Source organism: Candidatus Frankia alpina (genome assembly GCF_902806485.1).
In the GTDB taxonomy this organism is placed as follows: Bacteria; Actinomycetota; Actinomycetes; order Frankiales; family Frankiaceae; genus Frankia; species Frankia alpina.
Genome location: NZ_CADCWT010000001.1, coordinates 1 through 19985, shown reverse-complemented (window position 1 = coordinate 19985; position 19985 = coordinate 1). Strand labels below are relative to the sequence as shown.

The 19985-nt window shown below is 71.7% G+C and carries 15 protein-coding genes, 3 pseudogenes and 1 riboswitch; of the genes and pseudogenes, 8 read left to right on the top strand and 10 right to left on the bottom strand.

All coding sequences use genetic code 11. The annotated features are described in order from the left end of the window. Positions 1 to 247 precede the first annotated feature (247 nt). The 4 genes and pseudogenes from ispD to cysS all read left to right on the top strand — a co-directional run bounded on the left by ispD (position 248) and on the right by cysS (position 3679). A complete protein-coding gene (ispD, locus tag G6R25_RS00070) occupies positions 248 to 1042 on the top strand; it encodes a 2-C-methyl-D-erythritol 4-phosphate cytidylyltransferase (protein ID WP_163551168.1) in 795 nt (264 codons plus the stop codon). Positions 1043 to 1113: 71 nt separating this feature from the next. Further along, complete coding sequence (gene ispF, locus G6R25_RS00065) at positions 1114 to 1596, top strand: 2-C-methyl-D-erythritol 2,4-cyclodiphosphate synthase (protein ID WP_163551211.1); 483 nt, start codon at positions 1114 to 1116, stop codon at positions 1594 to 1596. A gap of 103 nt (positions 1597 to 1699) precedes the next feature. After that, a pseudogene (locus G6R25_RS00060) lies at positions 1700 to 2091 on the top strand (PPOX class F420-dependent oxidoreductase). Positions 2092 to 2149: 58 nt separating this feature from the next. Beyond that, complete coding sequence (cysS, locus tag G6R25_RS00055) at positions 2150 to 3679, top strand: cysteine--tRNA ligase (RefSeq protein WP_163551166.1); 1530 nt, start codon at positions 2150 to 2152, stop codon at positions 3677 to 3679. A 159-nt stretch (positions 3680 to 3838) separates the two neighbouring features. Here cysS and G6R25_RS00050 read toward each other — a convergent pair whose 3' ends face one another. The 3 genes from G6R25_RS00050 to G6R25_RS00040 form a co-directional block, all read right to left on the bottom strand. After that, a complete protein-coding gene (locus G6R25_RS00050; protein WP_235947001.1) occupies positions 3839 to 5125 on the bottom strand; it encodes an FHA domain-containing protein in 1287 nt (428 codons plus the stop codon). 75 nt (positions 5126 to 5200) lie between these two features. Further along, positions 5201 to 6547 (bottom strand): vWA domain-containing protein, encoded by a 1347-nt coding sequence (locus G6R25_RS00045; protein WP_163551164.1) that lies wholly within the window; start codon positions 6545 to 6547, stop codon positions 5201 to 5203. Next, the gene (locus tag G6R25_RS00040) at positions 6547 to 7662 is read right to left on the bottom strand and encodes a PP2C family protein-serine/threonine phosphatase (RefSeq protein ID WP_136446333.1); all 1116 of its coding nucleotides are present in this window, start codon (positions 7660 to 7662) and stop codon (positions 6547 to 6549) included. Before G6R25_RS00040 ends, G6R25_RS00045 begins: the two co-directional genes overlap by 1 nt. A 648-nt stretch (positions 7663 to 8310) precedes the next feature. On the opposite strand from G6R25_RS00040, the gene rlmB reads away from it, so the two are divergent. Continuing rightward, a complete protein-coding gene (gene rlmB, locus G6R25_RS00035; RefSeq protein WP_163551163.1) occupies positions 8311 to 9324 on the top strand; it encodes a 23S rRNA (guanosine(2251)-2'-O)-methyltransferase RlmB in 1014 nt (337 codons plus the stop codon). A gap of 441 nt (positions 9325 to 9765) precedes the next feature. Here rlmB and G6R25_RS00030 read toward each other — a convergent pair whose 3' ends face one another. After that, complete coding sequence (locus G6R25_RS00030; protein WP_136448846.1) at positions 9766 to 10146, bottom strand: transglycosylase family protein; 381 nt, start codon at positions 10144 to 10146, stop codon at positions 9766 to 9768. A 2-nt stretch (positions 10147 to 10148) separates the two neighbouring features. Continuing rightward, positions 10149 to 10324: riboswitch (cyclic di-AMP (ydaO/yuaA leader) on the bottom strand. Positions 10325 to 10770: 446 nt separating this feature from the next. Then, positions 10771 to 12063 (bottom strand): peptide deformylase, encoded by a 1293-nt coding sequence (locus G6R25_RS00025; protein ID WP_235946998.1) that lies wholly within the window; start codon positions 12061 to 12063, stop codon positions 10771 to 10773. Between the two features lie 979 nt (positions 12064 to 13042). On the opposite strand from G6R25_RS00025, the gene G6R25_RS00020 reads away from it, so the two are divergent. Beyond that, complete coding sequence (locus G6R25_RS00020; protein ID WP_163551162.1) at positions 13043 to 13855, top strand: hypothetical protein; 813 nt, start codon at positions 13043 to 13045, stop codon at positions 13853 to 13855. Between the two features lie 11 nt (positions 13856 to 13866). Here the strand turns inward: G6R25_RS00020 and G6R25_RS25835 are convergent, their stop codons facing one another. Further along, positions 13867 to 14733 carry a hypothetical protein gene (locus G6R25_RS25835; protein ID WP_235946995.1) on the bottom strand — a complete coding sequence of 289 codons (867 nt, stop codon included), beginning with the start codon at positions 14731 to 14733 and terminating at the stop codon, positions 13867 to 13869. Between the two features lie 130 nt (positions 14734 to 14863). Continuing rightward, positions 14864 to 15094, bottom strand: a pseudogene (locus G6R25_RS25830) (lipase family protein); the annotation flags it as partial. A gap of 677 nt (positions 15095 to 15771) precedes the next feature. Between G6R25_RS25830 and G6R25_RS25825 the strand changes: the two are divergent. Next, complete coding sequence (locus tag G6R25_RS25825; protein WP_235946990.1) at positions 15772 to 16587, top strand: ABC transporter transmembrane domain-containing protein; 816 nt, start codon at positions 15772 to 15774, stop codon at positions 16585 to 16587. A 36-nt stretch (positions 16588 to 16623) separates the two neighbouring features. After that, positions 16624 to 17640 (top strand): ABC transporter ATP-binding protein, encoded by a 1017-nt coding sequence (locus G6R25_RS25820; protein ID WP_235826138.1) that lies wholly within the window; start codon positions 16624 to 16626, stop codon positions 17638 to 17640. 65 nt (positions 17641 to 17705) lie between these two features. On the opposite strand, the gene G6R25_RS25815 is transcribed toward G6R25_RS25820, so the two are convergent. The 3 genes and pseudogenes from G6R25_RS25815 to G6R25_RS28550 form a co-directional block, all read right to left on the bottom strand. Then, a complete protein-coding gene (locus tag G6R25_RS25815) occupies positions 17706 to 18605 on the bottom strand; it encodes a hypothetical protein (RefSeq protein ID WP_235947021.1) in 900 nt (299 codons plus the stop codon). Continuing rightward, positions 18602 to 19264 (bottom strand): protein kinase domain-containing protein, encoded by a 663-nt coding sequence (locus G6R25_RS25810; RefSeq protein ID WP_268904066.1) that lies wholly within the window; start codon positions 19262 to 19264, stop codon positions 18602 to 18604. Before G6R25_RS25810 ends, G6R25_RS25815 begins: the two co-directional genes overlap by 4 nt. Positions 19265 to 19367: 103 nt before the next feature. Next, positions 19368 to 19538 (bottom strand): annotated as a pseudogene (locus G6R25_RS28550) (serine/threonine-protein kinase); the annotation flags it as partial. Between the last annotated feature and the right edge of the window lie 447 nt (positions 19539 to 19985).

The window sequence follows — 19985 nt, the reverse complement described above, 5'->3', positions numbered from 1 at the left end:
AGATCGGGTGCCGGCTGATCGTTCGGCCGACGCGATATCCCGGAAAGATGATTTCCGGTCGGCGAGGTCGGCCCCTCCGGACGCTCTGCCGTCCGGTGGGCCGGGTTCGCCGACCGGCGCGGTCCGATGGCGGCGTACGCACCGCTCGGCTGCGCACGCCCGATCGGCGTACCGGTCGGCCGGCTCGCGCCCGGTCGGCCGGATAGGCCATGCTCTCGTGGTGGATGGCACACGGGAGGTCTGAATGATGGGCGAAGGTCTCCAGCCGCGGGCAGTCGGTCCGCGGGTTGCGGCGATCGTGCCGGCTGCCGGCCGCGGCGAGCGGCTGGGTGGGGGCACCCCGAAGGCGCTGCGTGCTCTGGGTGGTCGGCCGATGTTGGTGCGTTCGATCGAAGCGCTGCGACGGGCAGAGTCGGTGACGCAGATCGTGGTGGCTGCACCGCCCACTCTGGTGGAGGTTGTGGCGCAACTGCTCGGGCGGGACGTACGCGTGATCGCCGGGGGCGCGGAGCGGGTGGATTCGGTCCGCCGGGCCCTACGCGCGGTGGACGACGACATCTCCGTCGTCCTCGTGCACGACGCGGCCCGGCCGCTGACCCCATCCTCCCTCGTCGACGCGGTCGCTGCGGCGGTGCTGGCCGGGCATCCGGCGGTGATCCCCGTGCTCGGCCTGACGGACACCGTCAAGGAGGTCGGCCCGGACGGACGGGTGATCCGTACCCCGCCCCGCGACGGGCTGCGGGCCGTGCAGACCCCCCAGGGATTCCGGCGTGACGTGCTTGCCGCCGCGTATGCCCTGAAGGACATTCCGGTGACGGACGACGCCGGTCTGGTGGAGGCTCTCGGGGTGCTGGTGATGACCGTCCCCGGCGCGCAGGAGGCGTTCAAGGTGACCCAACCGCACGATCTCGTCCTCGCCGAGGCGCTGCTGGCCCGTTGCGCCCCGGGCGACGCCCCCGCGGGTGCCGACTCCCGCGGCGGGACCGACTCCCGCGGCGGTCTGGATGTGCGCGGTGGCTCGGATGTCCGGAGTCCCGGGTGAGCCCGGACATGCCCACGCCGGCGGATGGCGGCGTGGCACCGACCGACCGGCCGGCCCTGGCCTCGAGCGCGGTGACCACCGCGGTGCTGCCGCGCGTCGGCATCGGCATCGACGTGCATCCGTTCGCGGCAGGTCGGCCGTGCTGGGTCGCCTGCCTGGAGTGGCCGGGGGAGACGGGCCTGGCCGGGCACTCGGACGGTGACGTCGCCGCGCACGCGACCTGTGACGCATTGCTCACCGCGTCGTGCCTCGGTGATCTGGGGAAGGTCTTCGGCACCGACCGGCCCGAGTACGCGGGCGCCTCCGGCACGGTCCTGCTGGCCGAGACGGCCCGGCTGCTCGCCATCGGCGGCTGGGTCATCGGGAACGTGTCGGTCCAGGTCATCGGCAACCGCCCGCGGATCGCGGCGCGCCGCGAGCAGGCCCAGGAGGCGATGTCCGCGGCCCTGGGCGCCTCGGTGAGCCTCTCGGCGACGACCACCGACGGGCTCGGCCTGACCGGCCGGGGCGAGGGGCTTGCGGCGATTGCCACGGCCCTGGTCGTGCGGGCCTGAGCGCTGGCCGGGCCCGAGGGGTATGCCGATCCGGCATCGCTCGGTAGTGTGCCGGCGGTGAGTGAAAGGCTGGGCCGTCGTTGGCCGCTCCCCGAGGAGTCTGATGGCTGGTCGCCTTCCCGAGCCGGTGCGGGCCCTCGCGGACGCGCGGATCCACGTGGTCCTGGCCACGGTCCAACCCGACGGCTCGCCGCGGATGACCGTGCTCTGGGTGGATCGCGACGAGGACGAGCTGCTGCTGTCCACGGTGCGCGGACGCGCGAAGGAACGGGACATCGCCCGTGATCCGCGGGTCGGGCTGATGTTTCTCGACCAGGAGAATCCCTATTCTTACGTCGAGGTGCGCGGCACCGCGACGCTGACCGAGCAGGGGGGCCGGGAGCTCATCGACCGGTTGTCGCTCAAGTACACCGGCGACATCTACCGGTGGGACGATCCGGGCGAGGTTCGGGTCGTCTCCGGGTCGTGGCCAATCGGGTGCTGATGGCCGGTTAATGGCCGGCTGACCCGGGTTGCGTGCCCGCCGTCGGAGCCGGAGCCGTACCCTTGACAGATGGGTCTTCACCTCTACGACACGCGTAGGCGGCGTGTGCGGCCATTTGAGCCGCTGCGCCCCGGTCACGTGGGCGTCTACGTGTGTGGACCCACCGTGCAGTCGCCGCCGCACGTGGGTCACCTCCGTACGGCCCTGCCGTTCGACCTGCTGCGCCGGTGGCTGGTGCAGTCCGGGCATGAGGTGACACTCGTCCAGAACGTGACCGACATCGACGACAAGATCATTACCAATGCGGACCGGGACGGCACCTCGGTCTGGGAGCTCGCCACCCGCCAGACCAGGGCCTTCGACGACGCCTATCGCACGATCGGCATCCTGCCGCCGACGATCCAGCCGTGCGCGACGGGCCACATCCCGGAGATGATCGCGCTGATCTCCGCGCTGATCGATGGCGGCCACGCCTACGCCGGCGGGGGCTCAGTCTGGTTCCGGGTCGGATCCTTCGCCGATTACGGGGCTCTGTCGCACCAGCGGCCGGATGCGATGCTGCCCTCGGCGGAGTCGGAGCCCGGCAAGTCCGATCCGCGGGACTTCGCGCTGTGGAAGGCTGCTCGACCCGGCGAGCCGTTCTGGTCCTCGCCCTGGGGCGACGGCCGTCCCGGCTGGCACCTGGAGTGCTCGGCGATGGCCGGGAAATACCTCGGCCCGGCCTTCGACATCCATGGCGGCGGCCTCGACCTGGTCTTCCCCCACCACGAGAACGAACGGGCGCAGACGGTCTGCGCGGCGGGCGGCGCCACCGGCGGCGGGGACACCGGCGAGATGGCCCGGTACTGGATGCACGTCGGGCTGCTGACCATCGGCGGCACGAAGATGTCGAAGTCGCTCGGCAACTCGGTGCTTGTCGCCGACGCCCTCGGCGCCGTGCGCCCCCAGGTGCTTCGTTACCACCTGCTGTCGGCGCACTATCGGTCGACGCTCGAATACACCCCGGAGGCGCTGGACGAGTCAGCCGCGGCGCACGACCGGGTGGAGACCTTCGTCCGCAACGCACTCGACATTCTCGGCGGGCCGGGTGAGGCGGCGGCGCTAGCGGCCGACGACGGCCAGTCCCTGCCCGGGGCCACCCGGGGACGGGCAGCTCGGGGCGGGCCCGGCAGCGAGGCCGTGGGCGCCGCGGCGGGAGATGCGGTGGCGGGGCTGACCCCGCAGCGGGCGTGGGCCGACTTCGCGGCGGCCATGGACGACGATCTCGCGGTCGGTCGCGCGCTGGCGGCCATCTTCGGCGCGGTGGGTCAGGGCAACCAGGTGCTGTTGAAGGCGCACAGCCGCCAGCTGGCAGGCTGGGTCAACGTCACCCGCCGGATGCTCGGCGTCCTCGGGCTCGACCCGCACGAGCAGTGGCCCTCCGCCGGCGCCGAGCTTCGGCCCGCGCTCGACGGGGTCATGCAGATCGCGCTGGATCTGCGTTCGGCGGCGCGAGCCCGGCGGGACTACGCGGAGGCGGACTCGATCCGTTCGCGGCTCGCGGCCGTCGGCCTCATCGTCGAGGACACCCCCGAGGGACAGCGCTGGCACCTGGCCTGAGCCCGCTCGGTGGCAGCCCCGCAAGCGCGGGGCTGCCACCCGGCCGGCCGAGTGCCCGGTTTACGACGGCATGCGCAGATTGCCTGCCGGTCGTGTACCAGGCAGACAATCTCGTGGGACGTTCGGCGCCGGCCTGAGCCACGGGCCGGCGCCTGCCGATCAGCGTGCGCGCAACGTGATGCGCGTCCAGGCACCCAGGTAGACGCGATCGCCGTCCCGGAGCGGGACGGGCTGGCCGGGTTCGATCGGGTCCGGCTCGTCGTTGAGCCGGGTGCCGTTCGTCGAGCCGGGGTCGCGCACGGCGTAGCCGCCGTCGGGGAGCTGCTCGAACAGCGCGTGGCTGCGCGAGATCCCCGGATCCTCCGGCGCGCCGGACAGGTCGATGTCCGGGTGGATGCCACGCGACTCGCTGCGCCGCCCGACGAGTATCTGCTCGCCGGCAAGCGCGAAGACGCGGCGCGGGTAAAAGGTCGGGAACGGCACCCGGTGGTCGTCGCCGCTGTCGTAGTACTCGCGCTCCGCCTCGACGATGGCCTCCCAGACGGTGGCCCCCGCCGGGGGACGGTCACGGTCCCACCCGCCGGCGCCACGCGGGTCGTCGGCGATCGGATCGCGCCGACCACCCCGCCCGGCATCGTGGCGCGGGTCGCCGAGGTCCGGACCGGGACCGCTCAGCCGTGGGTCGTCGAACCGCGGATCGGTCCCGGGCCGGGCATAACGGGGGTCGGTGGTGTGCCGCGAATCCACGCCGCGGCCCGGCAGGCTCCGGTCGGGCGCGGCGCCCGGGTCGATGCCCAGCGGATCGGCCTCGTAGCCGTACCCCTCGTCACGCCGGCTGCGGCGATGGGTGTCGGATTCGCGGTCCAGGCCCTCGCCGTACCCACCGGCGCCGCGGCCCTCCCGGGCCGGTGGGTAGCCGCCGCGGTCGGCGTCGGGATACCCGGCCGGGGCGCGGTCGTCGCGGCCGGCGGGGTAGCCACCGCGGTCGGCCCGTTCGTCGGGGGCGCGGCCGTAGGGGTCGCGGTCGGCGTCGGGGTATCCGGCGGGGGCGCGGTCGTCGCGGCCATAGGGGTCGCGTCCGCGGTCGGCCCGCTCGTCGGTGCCCGGCCGGTCGTCGCGCCGCCGAGCGTAGGCGTCACGGTCGTAGCCGCCCGGGTCGTCGTACGGGTCCGCCGGGTGGTAGCCGCGACCGCCACGGGGCTGGTCGGCATAGCCGTCACGGCCGTACCCGCCGTACGGGTCGCCGCCGCGTGGCGGATCCCCCGCGCCGGACTGGTCGGCCGGCGAGCGCCGGATGCCCAGCTGGTCGTAGCCCCCTGCGCCGACGGCGTCTGGGCTGTCCGGCTGCGACGGGCCGCGCCGACGCTGACCGCCGGGCTCGTCCGTCCCGTAGGGAGACCGACCGCCGTCGTCGGGACGATATTCGTACCTCTCCTGACCACTCATGATCCCAATTCCGCACCGATCGCAGTAGTCGGGTCGTGAGACAGGTGCCCCGCAGGGCAACGTGCCCTCACCTGATCACCGGTTCACCCGGAGGGTCCTCGTCGACCGTGTGTCAAGGACCATCTCATCGATCTTCTTGACGTTCTTCTTCAACCGAACCGTACCTGTTGTGGCATTGTCGATGTGCACCACCTTCTGTAGGAGGCGGTAGGTGTCTTCGTTGCCGGAGGCGAGCGCCAGCTGGGCCACGCGTCCGAGCAACAGTGTTGCAGTGGCCTCGTCGCCGGATTGACGCGCCTCCAGGCCACGCAGCACCGAGGCCGTGAGCTCGGCCTGTCCGGTGTAGTGGGCAACGGCCGTGCTGACCGGAGTGGAGCGCGTCTCGTCGTCGGTCCACATCGCTCTCACCAGCGTCTGCGACGTTTCTCGGCCGTCGATGACGAGGCTGACCCGCGCGGCCAACGCCTCGGTCCCGACCGGCCGGGCCGGCACCCGGATGTTCAGGTGGTAGTCGCGCGACTCCGTTCCCCATGCGCCGGTAAGGTAGTCGACGTTGTGATCATCGGACGTGGTCGCCTCGGCCTTCAGGTCGCGCAGCGTGGGGGAGACTTCCCGTAGAAACCCCACCTTGGCGCCCCGCGGGGTCCACACCCGCAGCGCCACCCGGTCCGTGGCTCGGCTGGTGGCGGTCGCGATTACGCCGGTGAAGTCCGCGACGAGCTCATCCGGGCTGCCGATCGCGTCGACCGTGCCCAGCAGGTTCGTCGCGATCAGCCGCAGCTCGTCGACGCGCCAGTCGGCGCCGATGCCCCGGCAGTCGCATTGAAACCGCCCGCGGGACGCGGCGACGGCCGCTGCCAGGTCCGTCGCCAGCTCACCGTTCTGGCCGTCGGTGAGCAGCAGCGCGTGCGCGATGGCCTGCGGCCTGGTCCCCGTCAGCGCCCGCGCCAGGTCAAGCCAGCGGCCGATGGCGGTACCGCCGTGCGGCTCCATCTGGTTGACCGCGAGGCGGGTCTGCTCGCGGGTTGCGGGGGTGGCAGCCACCACGCGTGGGCTGTCCGGGTAGATCATGCTGGCGGCGCCGGTGCCGCGCACGATCGCGAACCAGACGCCGTCGGGCAGGCAGTCGATGGCGGCGCACGTCGCCCGGCGCGCCTGGGCGATCTTCTCCGGCGGATTCGCCATCGAGCCCGAGCAGTCGAGCAGGAGGACCTCGACAAGTTCCGGGCGCCGTGATCCGTGCGACGGCGGGGTGCCATGCGACGGCGGGGTGCTGTGGGTGCCGTGGGTGTTGGCGAGGCTGGCGAGTCCGTGCGGGCTGTCGGGTCGGCCGGTCGACGTCACGGTGACCACGGCGTGCACGTCCGTCCCACCGGGCGGGAGGTACTCGTTCTGGTGGACCTCCGCGGTGAACGCGCCCATCAGTGATCCACCCTGGCGGCGACCGCGGTGATGTTGTCGTGGCCGCCGGCGTCGATGGCGAAGTCGACGAGGTGGCGGGCGACATCGATCGCCGTGCAGTGCGGTGGGAGCTGGTTGACCAGCGAGGCCATCACGTCCGGCCGGGAGGCGTAGTTCCACAACCCGTCGGAGCAGACCAACACCGTGGCCGGCATCTCGATCGGGAAGATCTCCGTGTGCGGGGCCACGTCCTCGACGTCGCCGCCGAGCCAGCGGGTCAGCGTGTGCGCCCGCCGGTGCGTCTCGGCCTCGTTGGCGGGGATGAGACCCGCCCGAGCGGCCTCGGCGGCCCAGGTGTCGTCCGAGGTCAGCCGCTCGCACCAGCGCGGCCCGAGCAGGTAGACCCGGCTGTCGCCGACCCAGCCGACGGTGACCATGCCGGGACCGTCGGGCGTCGGTGGGGTGACGATGGCGGCGGCGAAGGTGCAGGACGGTGCCATCCGCCCCTCTGCTGCGTTGAGCTGGGCGATTGTGGCCTGCGCCGCGTCGACGGCGGCGTGCAGCGCGGCCTCCGCGTCCTCCGGAGAGAAGCCTCCGACGATCGCGCGCGGCGCCGTGCGCGGCTCGTCGTACCCCGAGTACGCCGGCTCCAGGATGTCCAGCATGTCGTCGGCCGCGCTGCCGCCGCGAGGGGGGCGGGTGTCGAGGTGGACCGGATGGCCGGGTCCGTGGGCCCGCACGGCGTCCGCGAGCACCGCCATCGCGGTTGCGGCGGCGGCGGCCGATGCCTGACCGGAGCCGGGCGTGGTCGAGACCCCGTCGCACACCACCGCGATGAGCGTGTCGTAGACGACGGCGAGCCCCATCGCGTCCTCGTTGGTCGTGTGGCGCACCCCCCGGTCGCACACGCCGGCGAGCTCGCCGAGGTCGACCTCGCTGTGGTCGGCGTCGCCGTGCGCCGGGTCCGGGCCCTCCAACGGGTGGCCGCAGAGCTCGCAGTAGCGGTCGTCGGAGTACACCGGCGCCGCACACACGGGGCAGCGGCCCAGGTCGTCATCGGGGTCGAAGGCCCCGCTCCCGGTGAGCTGGTAAGCCACCGTGGGTGCGTCGTCGTGCGCGTTGAGGTCCACCGTCATGCCGCCGGGAGGGAACGTTCGCGTGCGGGCGGTGTGCGCAGAGCCATGTGCTGGGTGCCTCCTGCCCCTGCTGATCCGGTCATCGGAGCTCGCCGCCGTCGCTCCGCGACGCCGAGGGCGCACGGCCGGCGACCAGACGAACTGGTCACACGCGTCGAGCTGGCCATCCTGGATTCATCGGGACATATTCTTCCAGCTTTCCCCGCGGCCCGTCGACGACGGAGATCGGCCTGGGCAAGCCAGGTCCCGGCGCATCCTCCTTCGTCGGCGCGCAAACTCAACAGAGCGTAAGGGTCGAGTGTCGACGATGGTGGCGGCCATGCCACCGCCGGGGCGTCGGCCGTGGCGGCCGACTCGGGCCCACGCTCGTCGATCATCGGCTGGACCTCCGTTCGGGCCGAACCGGCCGGGACCACCCAGGTCACCGGCGTGGGACTGCCGCCTCAGGATAGGGCGCCGGACAGCCCCGGACGACCATGTCGCGGCAGGTGGTCGGGTTCGAGCCAGCCAGACCCCCGACCGGGGACCCCTGGCGGGCTCGCCAGCCGGGCCGGGTCGGTTGTGTTCGGCGCCGGCCGCGTCCCCGGCGCCGGCCGTATACCGTGGTCACATGGTCATTTCCGCGGCGCACGCCGGTCGATGGCACTGATGGCCGGCGCCGCGCGTCGCGGTGGCGGCGGGATCGCCCGGGGCGGGCAGGGCGGCCGGGCCGGTAAGACGGGTTCGCATCGCAAGGGAGCCGGTGCCGGCAGCGGCGGCCAGGGTCGTCAGGCCTTGGAGGGCCGTGGGGCGACCCCGCCGGCCCACCTGCGTCCCGGCCACCCCGCCCAGCGCCGGGCGACCGCCGCCCGGACCGCGCAGACCGGGGGGCGGGGCTCCGCCGACGCCGCCCAGGCAGGCTCGCGCCCGCGGCGGCCCGAGGCCGACGAGCTGGTCGTCGGCCGCAACGCGGTGGTCGAGGCGCTGCGCGCCGGGGTGCCGGCGTCAAGCCTCTACGTCGCCGGTGGCCTGGACTTCGATGAGCGGCTCGCCGACGCGCGCCGCCTTGCCACGCGGGCGGGGATCGCGGTAATCGACGTCGCGCGCCCGGACCTCGACCGGATGTGCGGCACGGCGCCGCATCAGGGGCTCGCCCTGTCGGTCCCGCCGTTCCGCTACGCGCATCCCGACGACCTGCTTGCCCGCGTGCGCGCCGCGGCTCCCGGCCTGCTGGTCGCGCTCGACGGCGTCACCGATCCCCGCAATCTCGGTGCCGTGGTGCGATCCGCGGCGGCCTTCGGCGCCCATGGCGTCGTGGTGCCGGAGCGACGTGCCGCCGGAATAACCGCCGCCGCCTGGAAGACGTCGGCGGGGGCCGCCGCCCGGCTGCCGGTCGCCCGGGCCACCAATCTCGCGAGGACCCTGGTGTCCTTCGCCGAGTCCGGCCTGTTCGTCGTCGGGCTGGCCGCGGACGCCGACACGACCATCGACGAGCTGGAGATGGCGACCGATCCGGTCGTGCTGGTGATCGGGTCCGAGGGGCGTGGGCTGTCCCGGCTGGTCGAGGAGCGCTGCGATGTGACAGTCCGCATTCCGATGGCCGGGGCGGTCGAGTCTCTCAATGCCGGAGTGGCCGCCGGCATCGCGCTGGCCGAGATCGCCCGCCGCCGGCGCGGTGCCTGACCGATTCCCGGTGCCCCAGGAAGGTCACGCAGCCGAGTAACTCGCGGCGGAATGAGGAGCCGTCCCGGCGTGTCCTTGTAGCCTCATGCCCTACCTGGGCGTCGGGCGGGCGCTGTCGCCGGGCGGCGCTTGCGGACCGGGCCGTTGTCGCAGCCGGAGGCGGCGGCCGTGGTGCTGCTGTCGACGTCGATGACGGGCAGCTCTGCATGGAGTTGCGCTGGCCGCCCGCGGGAGTGCCGCTTGGGCCGGGAGTGCTGACCGGCGGCCCGTCCGCGGAGATGACGGAGCCTCGCCCCCCGAACGGAGGGCGAGGCTCCTGACCCGGGCTGGGTCGCGTCGCCTCGCGCCGGCTGCGGCTCACGGTCCGTCGAGCACGATCCGATTGATCATGTGCGGATCAGAGCCGGCCGAGTGCGGATGTCGGCGCGCTGTACCGGGGCCTCAGATCCGGTGTCCCCAGCAGGGCTTCGACGCGTACCAGGGGCTGGTACCGGCCTGCGCGTACAGCTGCCGCGCGCGCTGCCACTGCTCCCCGACGCTGGCGTGCTGCGGCAGCCCCCTGCCGCCCAGGCCGTGCCACGTACTGGGCAGGAACTGGAACAGGCCGCCGGCTCCGATGGAGTTGACCGCGTGCGGGTTCCCGCCGGACTCGCAGGGAATGACGGCGCGCAGGAAGTGATCTGCGTTGGGGGCCGCGCTGGCCGGCTGGGACAGCGCGAGACCGCCGCCGACGGAGGCGGCGAGAGTGGTGGCGATGACTGCGGCCCGGGTGCCGAGCTTGATCCGGTTGAGGCCCCGACCGAGCGAACGAGCGTTGGACATTGAGTTACCCTTCCCCACGCCTACGAGGTGAGCTGTCGGGTTCGGGCTGGGAATGCCCGGCCGCGGTTCTCGGCTTCACCCCTAGGGCGCCCGAACTCGGCGCCCGAAATTGGTTCCCCCATCCCTGCCACAGGTTTGATTCTCGTCGGGTGGGAGCAGGGTTCGGCGTGCCACCCGACGTCTGCCATCAGTTGACGGCATGGCGACGAACATAGCTGAGCGTGACCCCGGGAAATCAAGGGTACGTGAGGATCCGCACAGTACGTTCTAACGTCTTTAAATGATCTCTTAAGTGCGATTTCGCGCCCGGGTACGCGCCCGATTCTAACGGCCTTCGGCGTACCTGAAAATACCTGGTCTGCGGTTGACCTGCCACGCTCACCGTAAATCCTTCGCGGTACGTGGCCGGTCTTTTTCCGGCCGTGGCGGGAGCGCCCACTACCCGCGTTGACGGCGAAGCTAACGGAGTCGAAGAAAAATTCCGCGGCCGCTGCGACGATAACGCCGCTTTTTCGCTTTTCCGAACTATACGGCACGCCGCCAGTAGTACCGCTTATGGGGATGTGTCAACCGACTGGGCCGCGGGCCTGTCGGTGACCGATGCCCGGCCGGGGCGACGGGGTCTCAGGGGTGGTAGGTCCAGGCCGAACCGGTGCCGCGGTACTGCTCGACGGGGATGGGCGCGGTTCCGGGTCGCATCCGGTCGGTGTAGAGGTGCCCGTGCAGGTGGTCGATCTCGTGCGCGACCAGACGGGCCAGGCCCTGGCGGTACACCGTGATGTGCCGGCGGCCGGAGATGTCGGTGTGCTCCACGTGCAGCTCCAGGGAACGCGGCACGATCCCACGGACGTCGAAGAAGGTCAGGCACCCCTCGTACTGCTCGTCGCTCTCGGGGGCGGACTCGATGACGCGCGGATTGAGCAGGGTGAGGATGTCGCCGTCCGCCGACCGCACGATCGCCGCGGCCCGGTTGATCCCGATCTGGGGCGCGGCGATGCCAATCCCCTTGCCGAAGGTGTGTAGCGCGGACACCCGTTCCATGGTCGACGACAGCTCGGCGACGACGCGGCGGGCATCCTCGGCCTCGGCGGGCAGCCCGAACGACCGGGCCGGCTGGTGGAGCATGGGATCGCCCACCTGGACGATGCCCGTCGCGGCCATCTGCTCGCTGGGTCTGGGAACGGTCCGGCCGGCCGGGTTCCGGCTCGTCGCCCCGGCTCGGAAGTTCCATTCCAGGCGATACCGGGCATGCGGGGGTGGCTTGCTGGTGGACCAGGTGAACACCCGCCTGTCGGCGGCATCCGCGCGGGCGATCGCCGTGCGGAACGAGAAGGCGTCCGCGGTCATCGACGTCTCCATGCCCCACACCACGGGATCGACCTCGGCGGGGAAGTCCAGCACGACCGACAGGAAGCTGGTCGGTACCCGGACGGCCCGCTGGAACCATGGGCCCCACTTCTCCTCGCCGACCCGGTAGCTGTATTCGATCAACGCCGATTCGCCCGGGTAGAGGGGGAATCGGCCCTGATTGTTCTCGAAGAGGAGCCAGACCTCCTTCAGCGCGTCCCAGCCGGTCTTGACCTGCCAGGACATCTGCTCGTCGCCGCAATGTGCGCTGAGCTGCAACTCCTCCCAGCGCAGCGGATTGCTGCGGTAGAGCCGGGCGGAGCGTTCCTGGTCGCCGGGAAAGCGGTCGACGGAGATCCGCATCAGGTAGCGCGTCACCGGTTCGATGCCGGTGTTGAGCACCCGTCGGCGCTGGTGGGCGACGTACATGCCGTCCTCGTAGCGGAGCTCGGCGCGGTCCTCCTCAACGACGAGCCCACCGGAGTCGGGGCCGCCACGGGCCGTCCGGAATGACTCGACCGGCGCGGCCGCCGCAATGGGGGACGCCGAGGCCGCCGGCGGCGGGGACACTTCGCCGCCGGGACCGGCCGGTCGGGCGCCCGCGCCCCTTGATCGGGGGACGCCGTCGCCAGGCTCGCCGGTCGCCTCCCAGGGGCGCGCGGCGAGGTGTGGAAGTAGGCGCCCGGGATGCGCAGCGCGTCGGCGATGCGCTCGATCAGGGAGAGCCGAGCGATGTGGTCCTCGCCCTGCATGACCCGGCTCTGGCTGAGTCCTTCGACCGGGGAGGCGATGCGATTCTGGCTCGCGCCGTCGTACTTCTTCATCAACCGGAAGGCCATCCGGAAGTCCCGGGTCTCGCAGGCGGTCCGGAAGTCGGGCCGGGCGAGCAGGACGCGAGAGACCCGGTAGGGACCGGATTCGTAGGACATCGCCCGGCCTTCCGTCCAGCTCCGACATGTGTCGATCGCCGTGCCAGGGCGGCGGAAAGTCTCCGGCGTCGGGCTCCGGCTGATGTATCGGGATGATGACGTTATGCCAAACCGGCATAGTTTGCCGGCGCTTGCCGGCACCGTGCGGTTGTCGCGGATCCGACATACGGCCGGGCGGCATCGGGGCGGATCTGGTAGGCGACCTGCGGCTCGCCTTCGTCCCACCCAGCCGGGTCATCCCCTCCCGCCCCGTTCGGGGAGGAAACGAGGCCGCCCCCGCGGCGTCGGCGCGGGGCGCACATCGGCGCCGCGGCGGCCATGGTCCGGTCCGGACCATGGCGGCCAATACGAGAAGAGCATGCCTGACTGACGTTTCCCGGCCACCGCGACGCGGGCGAACCTGGACGCAGGCCGGCCCCGCCCCGCGTCGAGCCGCGACCTCCGCCGGGCGGGGCCGGCGCACCCGGCGGCCCGGTCGATCACCGTCGGCCCGGAGGGGAGGGGCGCAGCGCGGGCCACCGATCTCGGTGGCCGCCATCGGCGTCGCTGGCGGCCACCGGTGTGGCTGGCCGGGCGGACGCTGAAGCGGGGCGGCAGGCGCGGAAGGGCGGTGACGATCGTTGACGGAGCCGAGGAGGGATCATGATCAGTCTGCGGTCGTCTACGGCGTTGTCCGGTTCGCACCCGGCGGCAACCGGCAGGTCGCCGACGTGATGATCACCTTTGTCTCCGCGTCGGCCGCGGACGACTTCGCGGCCGAGCAGGGCTGGCCGGAGTACGAGGTGGCGCCCCTGCGCTTCTTCGTCCACGAGCGGCAATCCGCTGTCGCCGGGCTGCCCCCGCCGATCCGGCCATCTCTATCCCCCACCACTCCCGCGCAGTCGCTGACCGGTGCCAGCCCGGGCGAGACCGTCGCCCCCGCCGACCGGCTGCCGCGGACAGGTGACCCTGCCCTGCCCAAGCAGGGTCACCGCCCCGCCGCCGATCCGGCCGGACCCCCCGGATCGGCGGCGGCGCCCCCGGAAGATCAGGCAGGGGCCAGCGCGGCCGGCTCGCGGGACGCGAGCTCCGTCCTGCCGGCGGCGGATCGGCAGGACGACCGACGGGTCACCGTGACGCCCTGGGGACTGGACCGCTGGGCGGTCGCGCTGCGCGCGGGGTCCGATCCGGTGGAGGTGTTCCGGGCCATCGCCCGGCTGCCGGCCAGCTTGGTCTTCACCGCGGCCTACGGCGACGTCGACGTGGTACTGGTGTATGGGAAGAGGCCCGGCGGCGATTCGGCGCCGGGCCGACCGCCGACCGTGGTGGAGACCGCGCTCGGCGTCGAACCGGCGGGATCGGTCCAGGCGCGCTGGATGACGGCGGGCGAGCGGGAGGCGTACCGGGCGGGGTACGCGGCCGCGGTGGACGGCATCCGGCGAGCTCTGTCGTAGCCGTCGTGCCCTCAGCCGTCGTCGCGGAAGTGCAGCGTGACGCGATGGGTGTCTGACGGCCAGGCGGGCACCCGCAGCACCTCACGATGCGCCGCCTGCCCCCGTGGGGTCATCGCGACCTCGACCGAGCGGTCGCCCGCCGGAATGTGCAGATCTGTGCCGGTGATGAAGCCGATCCCGAAATATGAGGGGATCGGGGCCATGACGTCGGAGACACCGTCGGCATTGAGATCGAACAGGTACACGCCGAGGGCCAGCTTGGCGCGCGGGGCCACCGCCGAGCTCAGGACATTCGTCCCGTCGACGGCGAGGATGTCGCTGGCCCGCCTCTGATCGCCCCACCATTCCAGGGCACGGGTGACGACGAGATCGGTCTGTTTCGGGCCGGTCTGCATGCCGCCGCCGATCTCCTGGCCCGGTCGGCTGGTCAGGAGGCGGACGAGCCGATCGCTTCGGCGGAAGGGCTGGTAGTAGAAATGGTGCACGGGCTCTCCGGACCGGACGACGGCGAACTCGTAGGAGGCGGCGCCGTCCGCGCGGAACGGACCCCAGGAGCCGTCGGCGGGCAGGGCGAAAAGGCCCCCGAGGCCCTTCGGGAGGCGCTTACCCGTCTTCGGGTCGAGCTGGTAGACCTCCAGCCGGGCCTTGTCGACCCCGGCGTTCGCGGGATAGAGCAGCACCCGGCCGGAGATTTCGATCTGGCCTTTCTCGGCGATGACGTCCGTGGTGAACGGCTCGGTACCGGTGAGGAAACGGAACATCTCCGGGAACGCGCCCGTCGAGGTCAGCAGCCCGATGCGGTCCAGGCCGGGGAAGCGGACGTTGCCCGCTCCGGGGACCCGAAGGCTGGGATCCCCGGTGTTCCAGACGACGAGCATCGGCACGTTCCGGGGGGGCCAGGGAACCATCCACGCTGACCAGATGCGCGACCCGATCCGCCCGCCCGGTGGAGCTGGCCAGGTACCGTTCGGTGAGCCCGGTGCCCTCCGCCAGGCCCACCAGATCGACCTTCTTCATACCGGTCGTCCTGAGCAGGCCCTGGATCTGCTTGTCAAGCTGCGGGAATACCTGCTCCGGAGAATCGGTCGAGGATGACGAGTCGTAGTCGAAGGCGGCGATCCGGTCGGCTGGATAGCCGTTGCTGGTGAACCGCTGTGCCTGCGACTCGAACTGGTCCCCCGAACCGAGGGCGCCGTGAACGAACAGCAGCGGCAGGCGCGCGGTGTCCGGCGGGGCCATGGGCCCCGCGACCTCCTGGGCGAGCGCCGTGAAGCGGGCCTGCGCGGAGGGGGAGCTCTCACCGGTGGAACACGCGCCCGTCGCCGCGGCGAAAACCACCGCTGCCGCCAGGCCGAACCAGCGTCCGCGAGGCATGCGACGCCCCTTCCCTGCGGGATGTTCGACGGCCGCCGCCAGTATTGCTCCGTCAATGACGCTACAGAAATGACGCCCAGTGGGGTGTGAACCCGAAGCGTAGGGCTTCATTCCTTGGTGCAACAGTAAAAGATATCGTTGTCTTCCTTCGTCCGCCAACCATCCGGGGCGGGCGGAGCGCCCGTTGTGGTGATGGTGGGAACGGGTGGCGCGGGCTGATCCGCGGGTGGCGGGATCGGACCGCCGATGTCCGGTCACATCCGGCCCGCAGGGCGCGGTCGCGGCGCAGAGATCGGCGCCGGTCGACGACCGCGGGCCGATCGTCGTCCGCCACGCCGACCTCGCCGGCTCCTACCTGCGCACGGTCGAGGCGACCACCTATGCGTACGGCACGAACACGCCGGCCGGGGGAGAACGTGCCGGTGCTCGCCAGTCGGGATCTGTGCTCGTGGACGTCGCTGGGCGACGCCCTGCCGAGGATCGGGACCGTGACGCCCGGAAAATGAGATGCGGAATGTACCCCGTGCTGCCATGATTTTCGGATGGGCGCTACGGGCGACGACATTCCCTGGCAGCGAAGACGATCTTCCGAGTCCACCAGCGGCGATATCGGGGGTGCCGACGCCGACGCCGGCGACTCGGGCCGGCACGCTGGGCTGCGTTCCTACCTGGGTTTCGTCGGCACCTTCAAGGGTTCTGTGGTGCTGGTGGTCGCCTGTTTCGTGGTGTCCAATGTGGCGCTCGTGGTCCTGCCCGTCTTCATCGGGAGATTCGTGCAGGCCCTGGCCGGCATGGCGGATTCCACCGACGGAGTTTACCGGTACGCGGCGATCCTCATCGGCTGTAACATTCTCCACGACCTGACCTGGCGAGCCGCCGAGATATTGTATCTTCGGCTGCTGAACGATCGGGGATACGAGTACGAGAACATTCTCTTCCGCCGAGTCATCAACGAACGGTATCCGTACTTCGTCGGCAAGTTCACGGGTAAGATCAGCAGTTATATTGGGCTGTTGGGCCGTGAGTTCTGGGAGATCCTGGAAACCACCTGCTTCACCTATGTGGAGCAGGAGATCAGGGTGCCATCAATTATCATCATCATGTTCTCCGTCAACCTCTACTCGGGGCGCACGTTCCTCTTGGCCGTGCTGCTGATGATGGCGATCGGCCGACATACCGTGCGCCTTTCGTCCCGGGCGGAGAAGCGTCTCGCGGACGAGGTCTCCGAGCTGGACGGCTATGTGATCGACGTCATCACGAACTTCGTCAGCGTGAAGTCCTTCCGGCAGGAGGGGACCGAGCATGAGCAGGTGATCCGGCGCCGCCGCACCGTCATCGAGGCCGCCCGCCGCTCCTAATTCTGGACCATCGTGTTCTGGGCCTCGATGTCCCTCGTGGTGCGCTATCTGGTCTGGCCGGTCTCGATCCTGCTCAACCTGCACCTGTACCTGACGGGCCAGCTCAGTCTGGCGCAGTTCACGACGTTCCTGTCGGTGTTGGTGATGTTCTCGGACTTCATCTGGGGAACGGTCTGGGAGATCGCGCAGCTGAATCTCCGCCTGGCGCGGGTCGAGGAGGCCTACCGTTACCTTTTCGCTGGCCGTCCCATCGCCGTGGACCAGCCGGTCGAGCTGCCCGGGACGACCCCCGCGGCCGCGTCGCGTGCGCCGGGCCGGTTGGAGTTCTGTGGGCTGTCGTTCGCCTATCCGGAGAATGACGGCCGGCCGGTGCTCGCCGGCATCGACCTGACGATCGAACCGGGCGAGAAGATCGGTGTCGTGGGCCGCAGCGGGAGCGGCAAGACGACATTGATCAAGCTGCTTCTCGGTTATTATCCGCTAGCGATGGAAACCGTCCGGATGGATGGCCGCCCGACGTCGAACTATGCGCTCGCCGCGGGGATCTCCTACGTCCCGCAGGACACCGCACTGTTCCACCGGTCCATCCGGGACAACATCACCTATGGGACGGCCGTTGCGGCGACACAGGAACAGATCGAGTCGGCCGCGCGGCGGGCCCACGCGCACGGTTTCATCAGCCAGGCGCCGGAAGGCTACGACACCATCGTCGGTGAGCGCGGCATCAAGCTGTCGACCGGACAGCGGCAGCGGATCGCGATAGCCCGCGCATTCCTCGATGCCAAACCCATCCTCATTCTCGACGAGGCGACGAGCGCGTTGGACAGCGAGGTGCTCGTCCAGCATGCGCTGGAGGAGCTCTGGCGCGACAAGACGGTGATCGCCGTGGCGCACCGACTGTCGACCCTGCTGAACATGGACCGGATCATCGTCCTGGATGAGGGCGTCATCGTGGAACAGGGGTCGCATCGCGAACTGCTCGACCGGCACGGCAAGTACCGCGCACTGTGGCGGCGGCAGAGCGGCGGAACGCTCTCCGTGGACGGAGGGTGAAGACCAACCGGCGTTGCCCGGCGGAGATGACGGTTGGTCCGGACTGGCGGCGCAGTTTCGAGTGATCAGTCGAGGACGTCCCAGGACATCTCGGAGCTGACGGCGGCGGCGATAAGGCGGGGGATGCCCTCGGCGAGCGCCGTCGACCACGGTGGCGGCGGCGGCGCGGCGGTCAGGATGGCCGGGAGAGTTTGCGCCGACGGGACGCCGCATCCGGCCGCGAGCTGCAGCGGCCCCCAGGGGCCGCCGGGCAGGCAGGTGCTCGCCGAGTGTACAGAAGGCGTCGTGGCCGACCCGATGCCACTCGTGAGCGCGGTGGCCGGCCCGGATCGCTGGGCGGCGGTCGGGAAGGCCACCTCGCGGACGGTCGCCGCCGACGGTGACCCCGCGCCCACCCCCGCCGTCATCGACGAAGGGGGAACTGCGCCCTGCACCGAGCCCGTCGCCGCCACGGGGGGCGCCCCGCCTGCCGAGGTTGTCGCTGCCGCGCCGGTCGGGGGGCCCGTCGAGGCGACCCACGCCGTCGAGCCCACCAGCGTCGTAGCGCCGGTCGCCGCCCGCCCGGCCGACGCCGCGGGGTAAGCCGCCGCCGAACCGGGCGGTGCCGCCGGGAGCGTCCGTCCGGTCGGGTCGGTCCGTCCGCCCGGCAGCGGTTGCACGGCGGTCTCGGGCCCGGCCAGGGCCCCAGGACCGGTCGCGCCGGCCTGGTAGCCGGCAGTCGGGTCGCCGAGGGTCGGGTCGCCGGCGGTGGGGCCGTCGGCGGTCGGGTCAGCCGCGGCAAAGGGGATGTGCGAGCCACCGGCGATGACGGACCTCCCCCCGCCGGACGGGGAGGGGACGCCGAGATGGGGGCTGGTCGCATCGCCCTCGGCGGCGCCGCCGCCCGCCGCGATGGCGTTGGGCGGCTCCGCCGGTGCGGTGGCGAGCAGGATCGCGGCGGTCACGGCCGCAGCGACCGCGGTCACTCCCACACCGGGGACCAGCACGTCGCGCCGCTGCCTGGGCCGGCGGGTGGTCCGCCGCTCGCGGGGGAGCGTCGGGGTCGGCTCGCCGCCGGCCGCACGCAGACGGGTGACGGGCGTGCGGCCGCCCGGCAGGGGGCGACGTCGGCGTCCGCGCCGTCGGCCGCCGCGGCACCTGCGGTGGCGGCGATCTGGCTGAGGATCCGGTGGGCGTCCGGCCGGCGTTCCGGCCTCTTGCGCAGGCTGGCAGCAACCACCCCGCGCAACGGGCCGGGCAGGCCGCTGAGGTCCGCCTCACCGTGGACCGTCCGGTAGAGCAGCGCGTCCAGGGGGCCGCCGCCGAAGGGCGGGCGCCCGCTCGCGGCGAAGCACACCGTCAGGCCCCAGGAGAAGACGTCGGCCGCGGGCCGCGGGCGACGCGTGGTGGTCAGCAGCTCGGGCGCGAGGTAGCCGATGCTGCCCATCACCACGCCGGAGGCGGTCATCATGCCGGGCAGGCCGGCGACGATCCCGAAGTCGATCACCTTCGGGCCGTCCGCGGCCAGCATGACGTTGCCCGGCTTGAGGTCGCGGTGCACGACATCGGCGTCGTGGATGGCGCACAGCGCTTCCGCGAGCCCGCGGGCCACCTCCCACAGCGCTTCCGCGAGCCCGCGGGCCACCTCCCACAGCGCCTCGCCGGACAGCGGCCCGCCGGTGGCGACCGGATGAGTACAGGGTGGGCCCCGCCACGTACTCGGTGGCGATCCACGGCTGGTCGCCGTCGACGTCCGCGGCCAGCAGCCGGGCCACCCGGGGGCTGTCGATCGCGGCCACCGCCGCGGCCTCCCGGTGGAAGCGGTGGCGGAACGCCGTGTCGGCGGTGTGCTCCTCTCGCATGACCTTGACTGCGGCTCGGGTGCCCGCGTCGTCCTCACCGAGGTACACGATGCCCATGCCCCCGCTGCCGAGCCGACCCATCAGCCGGTACGGACCTACTTCGGGCGGATCGCCCGCCCGCAAAGCCTTCCAGGACACGCCATGTCCCCCTCGGATGCTTGCGTCGCGCCGAGGCCGCGCCCAGGCGCCGCCGTGTCGGGCACCGAGGGTGCGGCGACACCACGAACGCCGGCACGCCCGGTCGCGGCACTCGCCGCTACCCGACCAAATCAGTTGTACCCGGACGATTCGGGCGAAATGCTGACTGCGCGAGCACTGTCGGTGAACATGGCCTGGTCGGGCTGGTACCCCCGAGGGGTCGGTTTGGGCCAGCCGACCAACCGATCCGACCGGACGACGCAGAGGCGATTACCCCACGCTCACCTGCACGTTCGGTCGGGTGCGGCGATCGAGGGGCTAGCGGGCGGCCAGCCGACGAACGTCCGCGGCGCAGGTGCCTAGTAG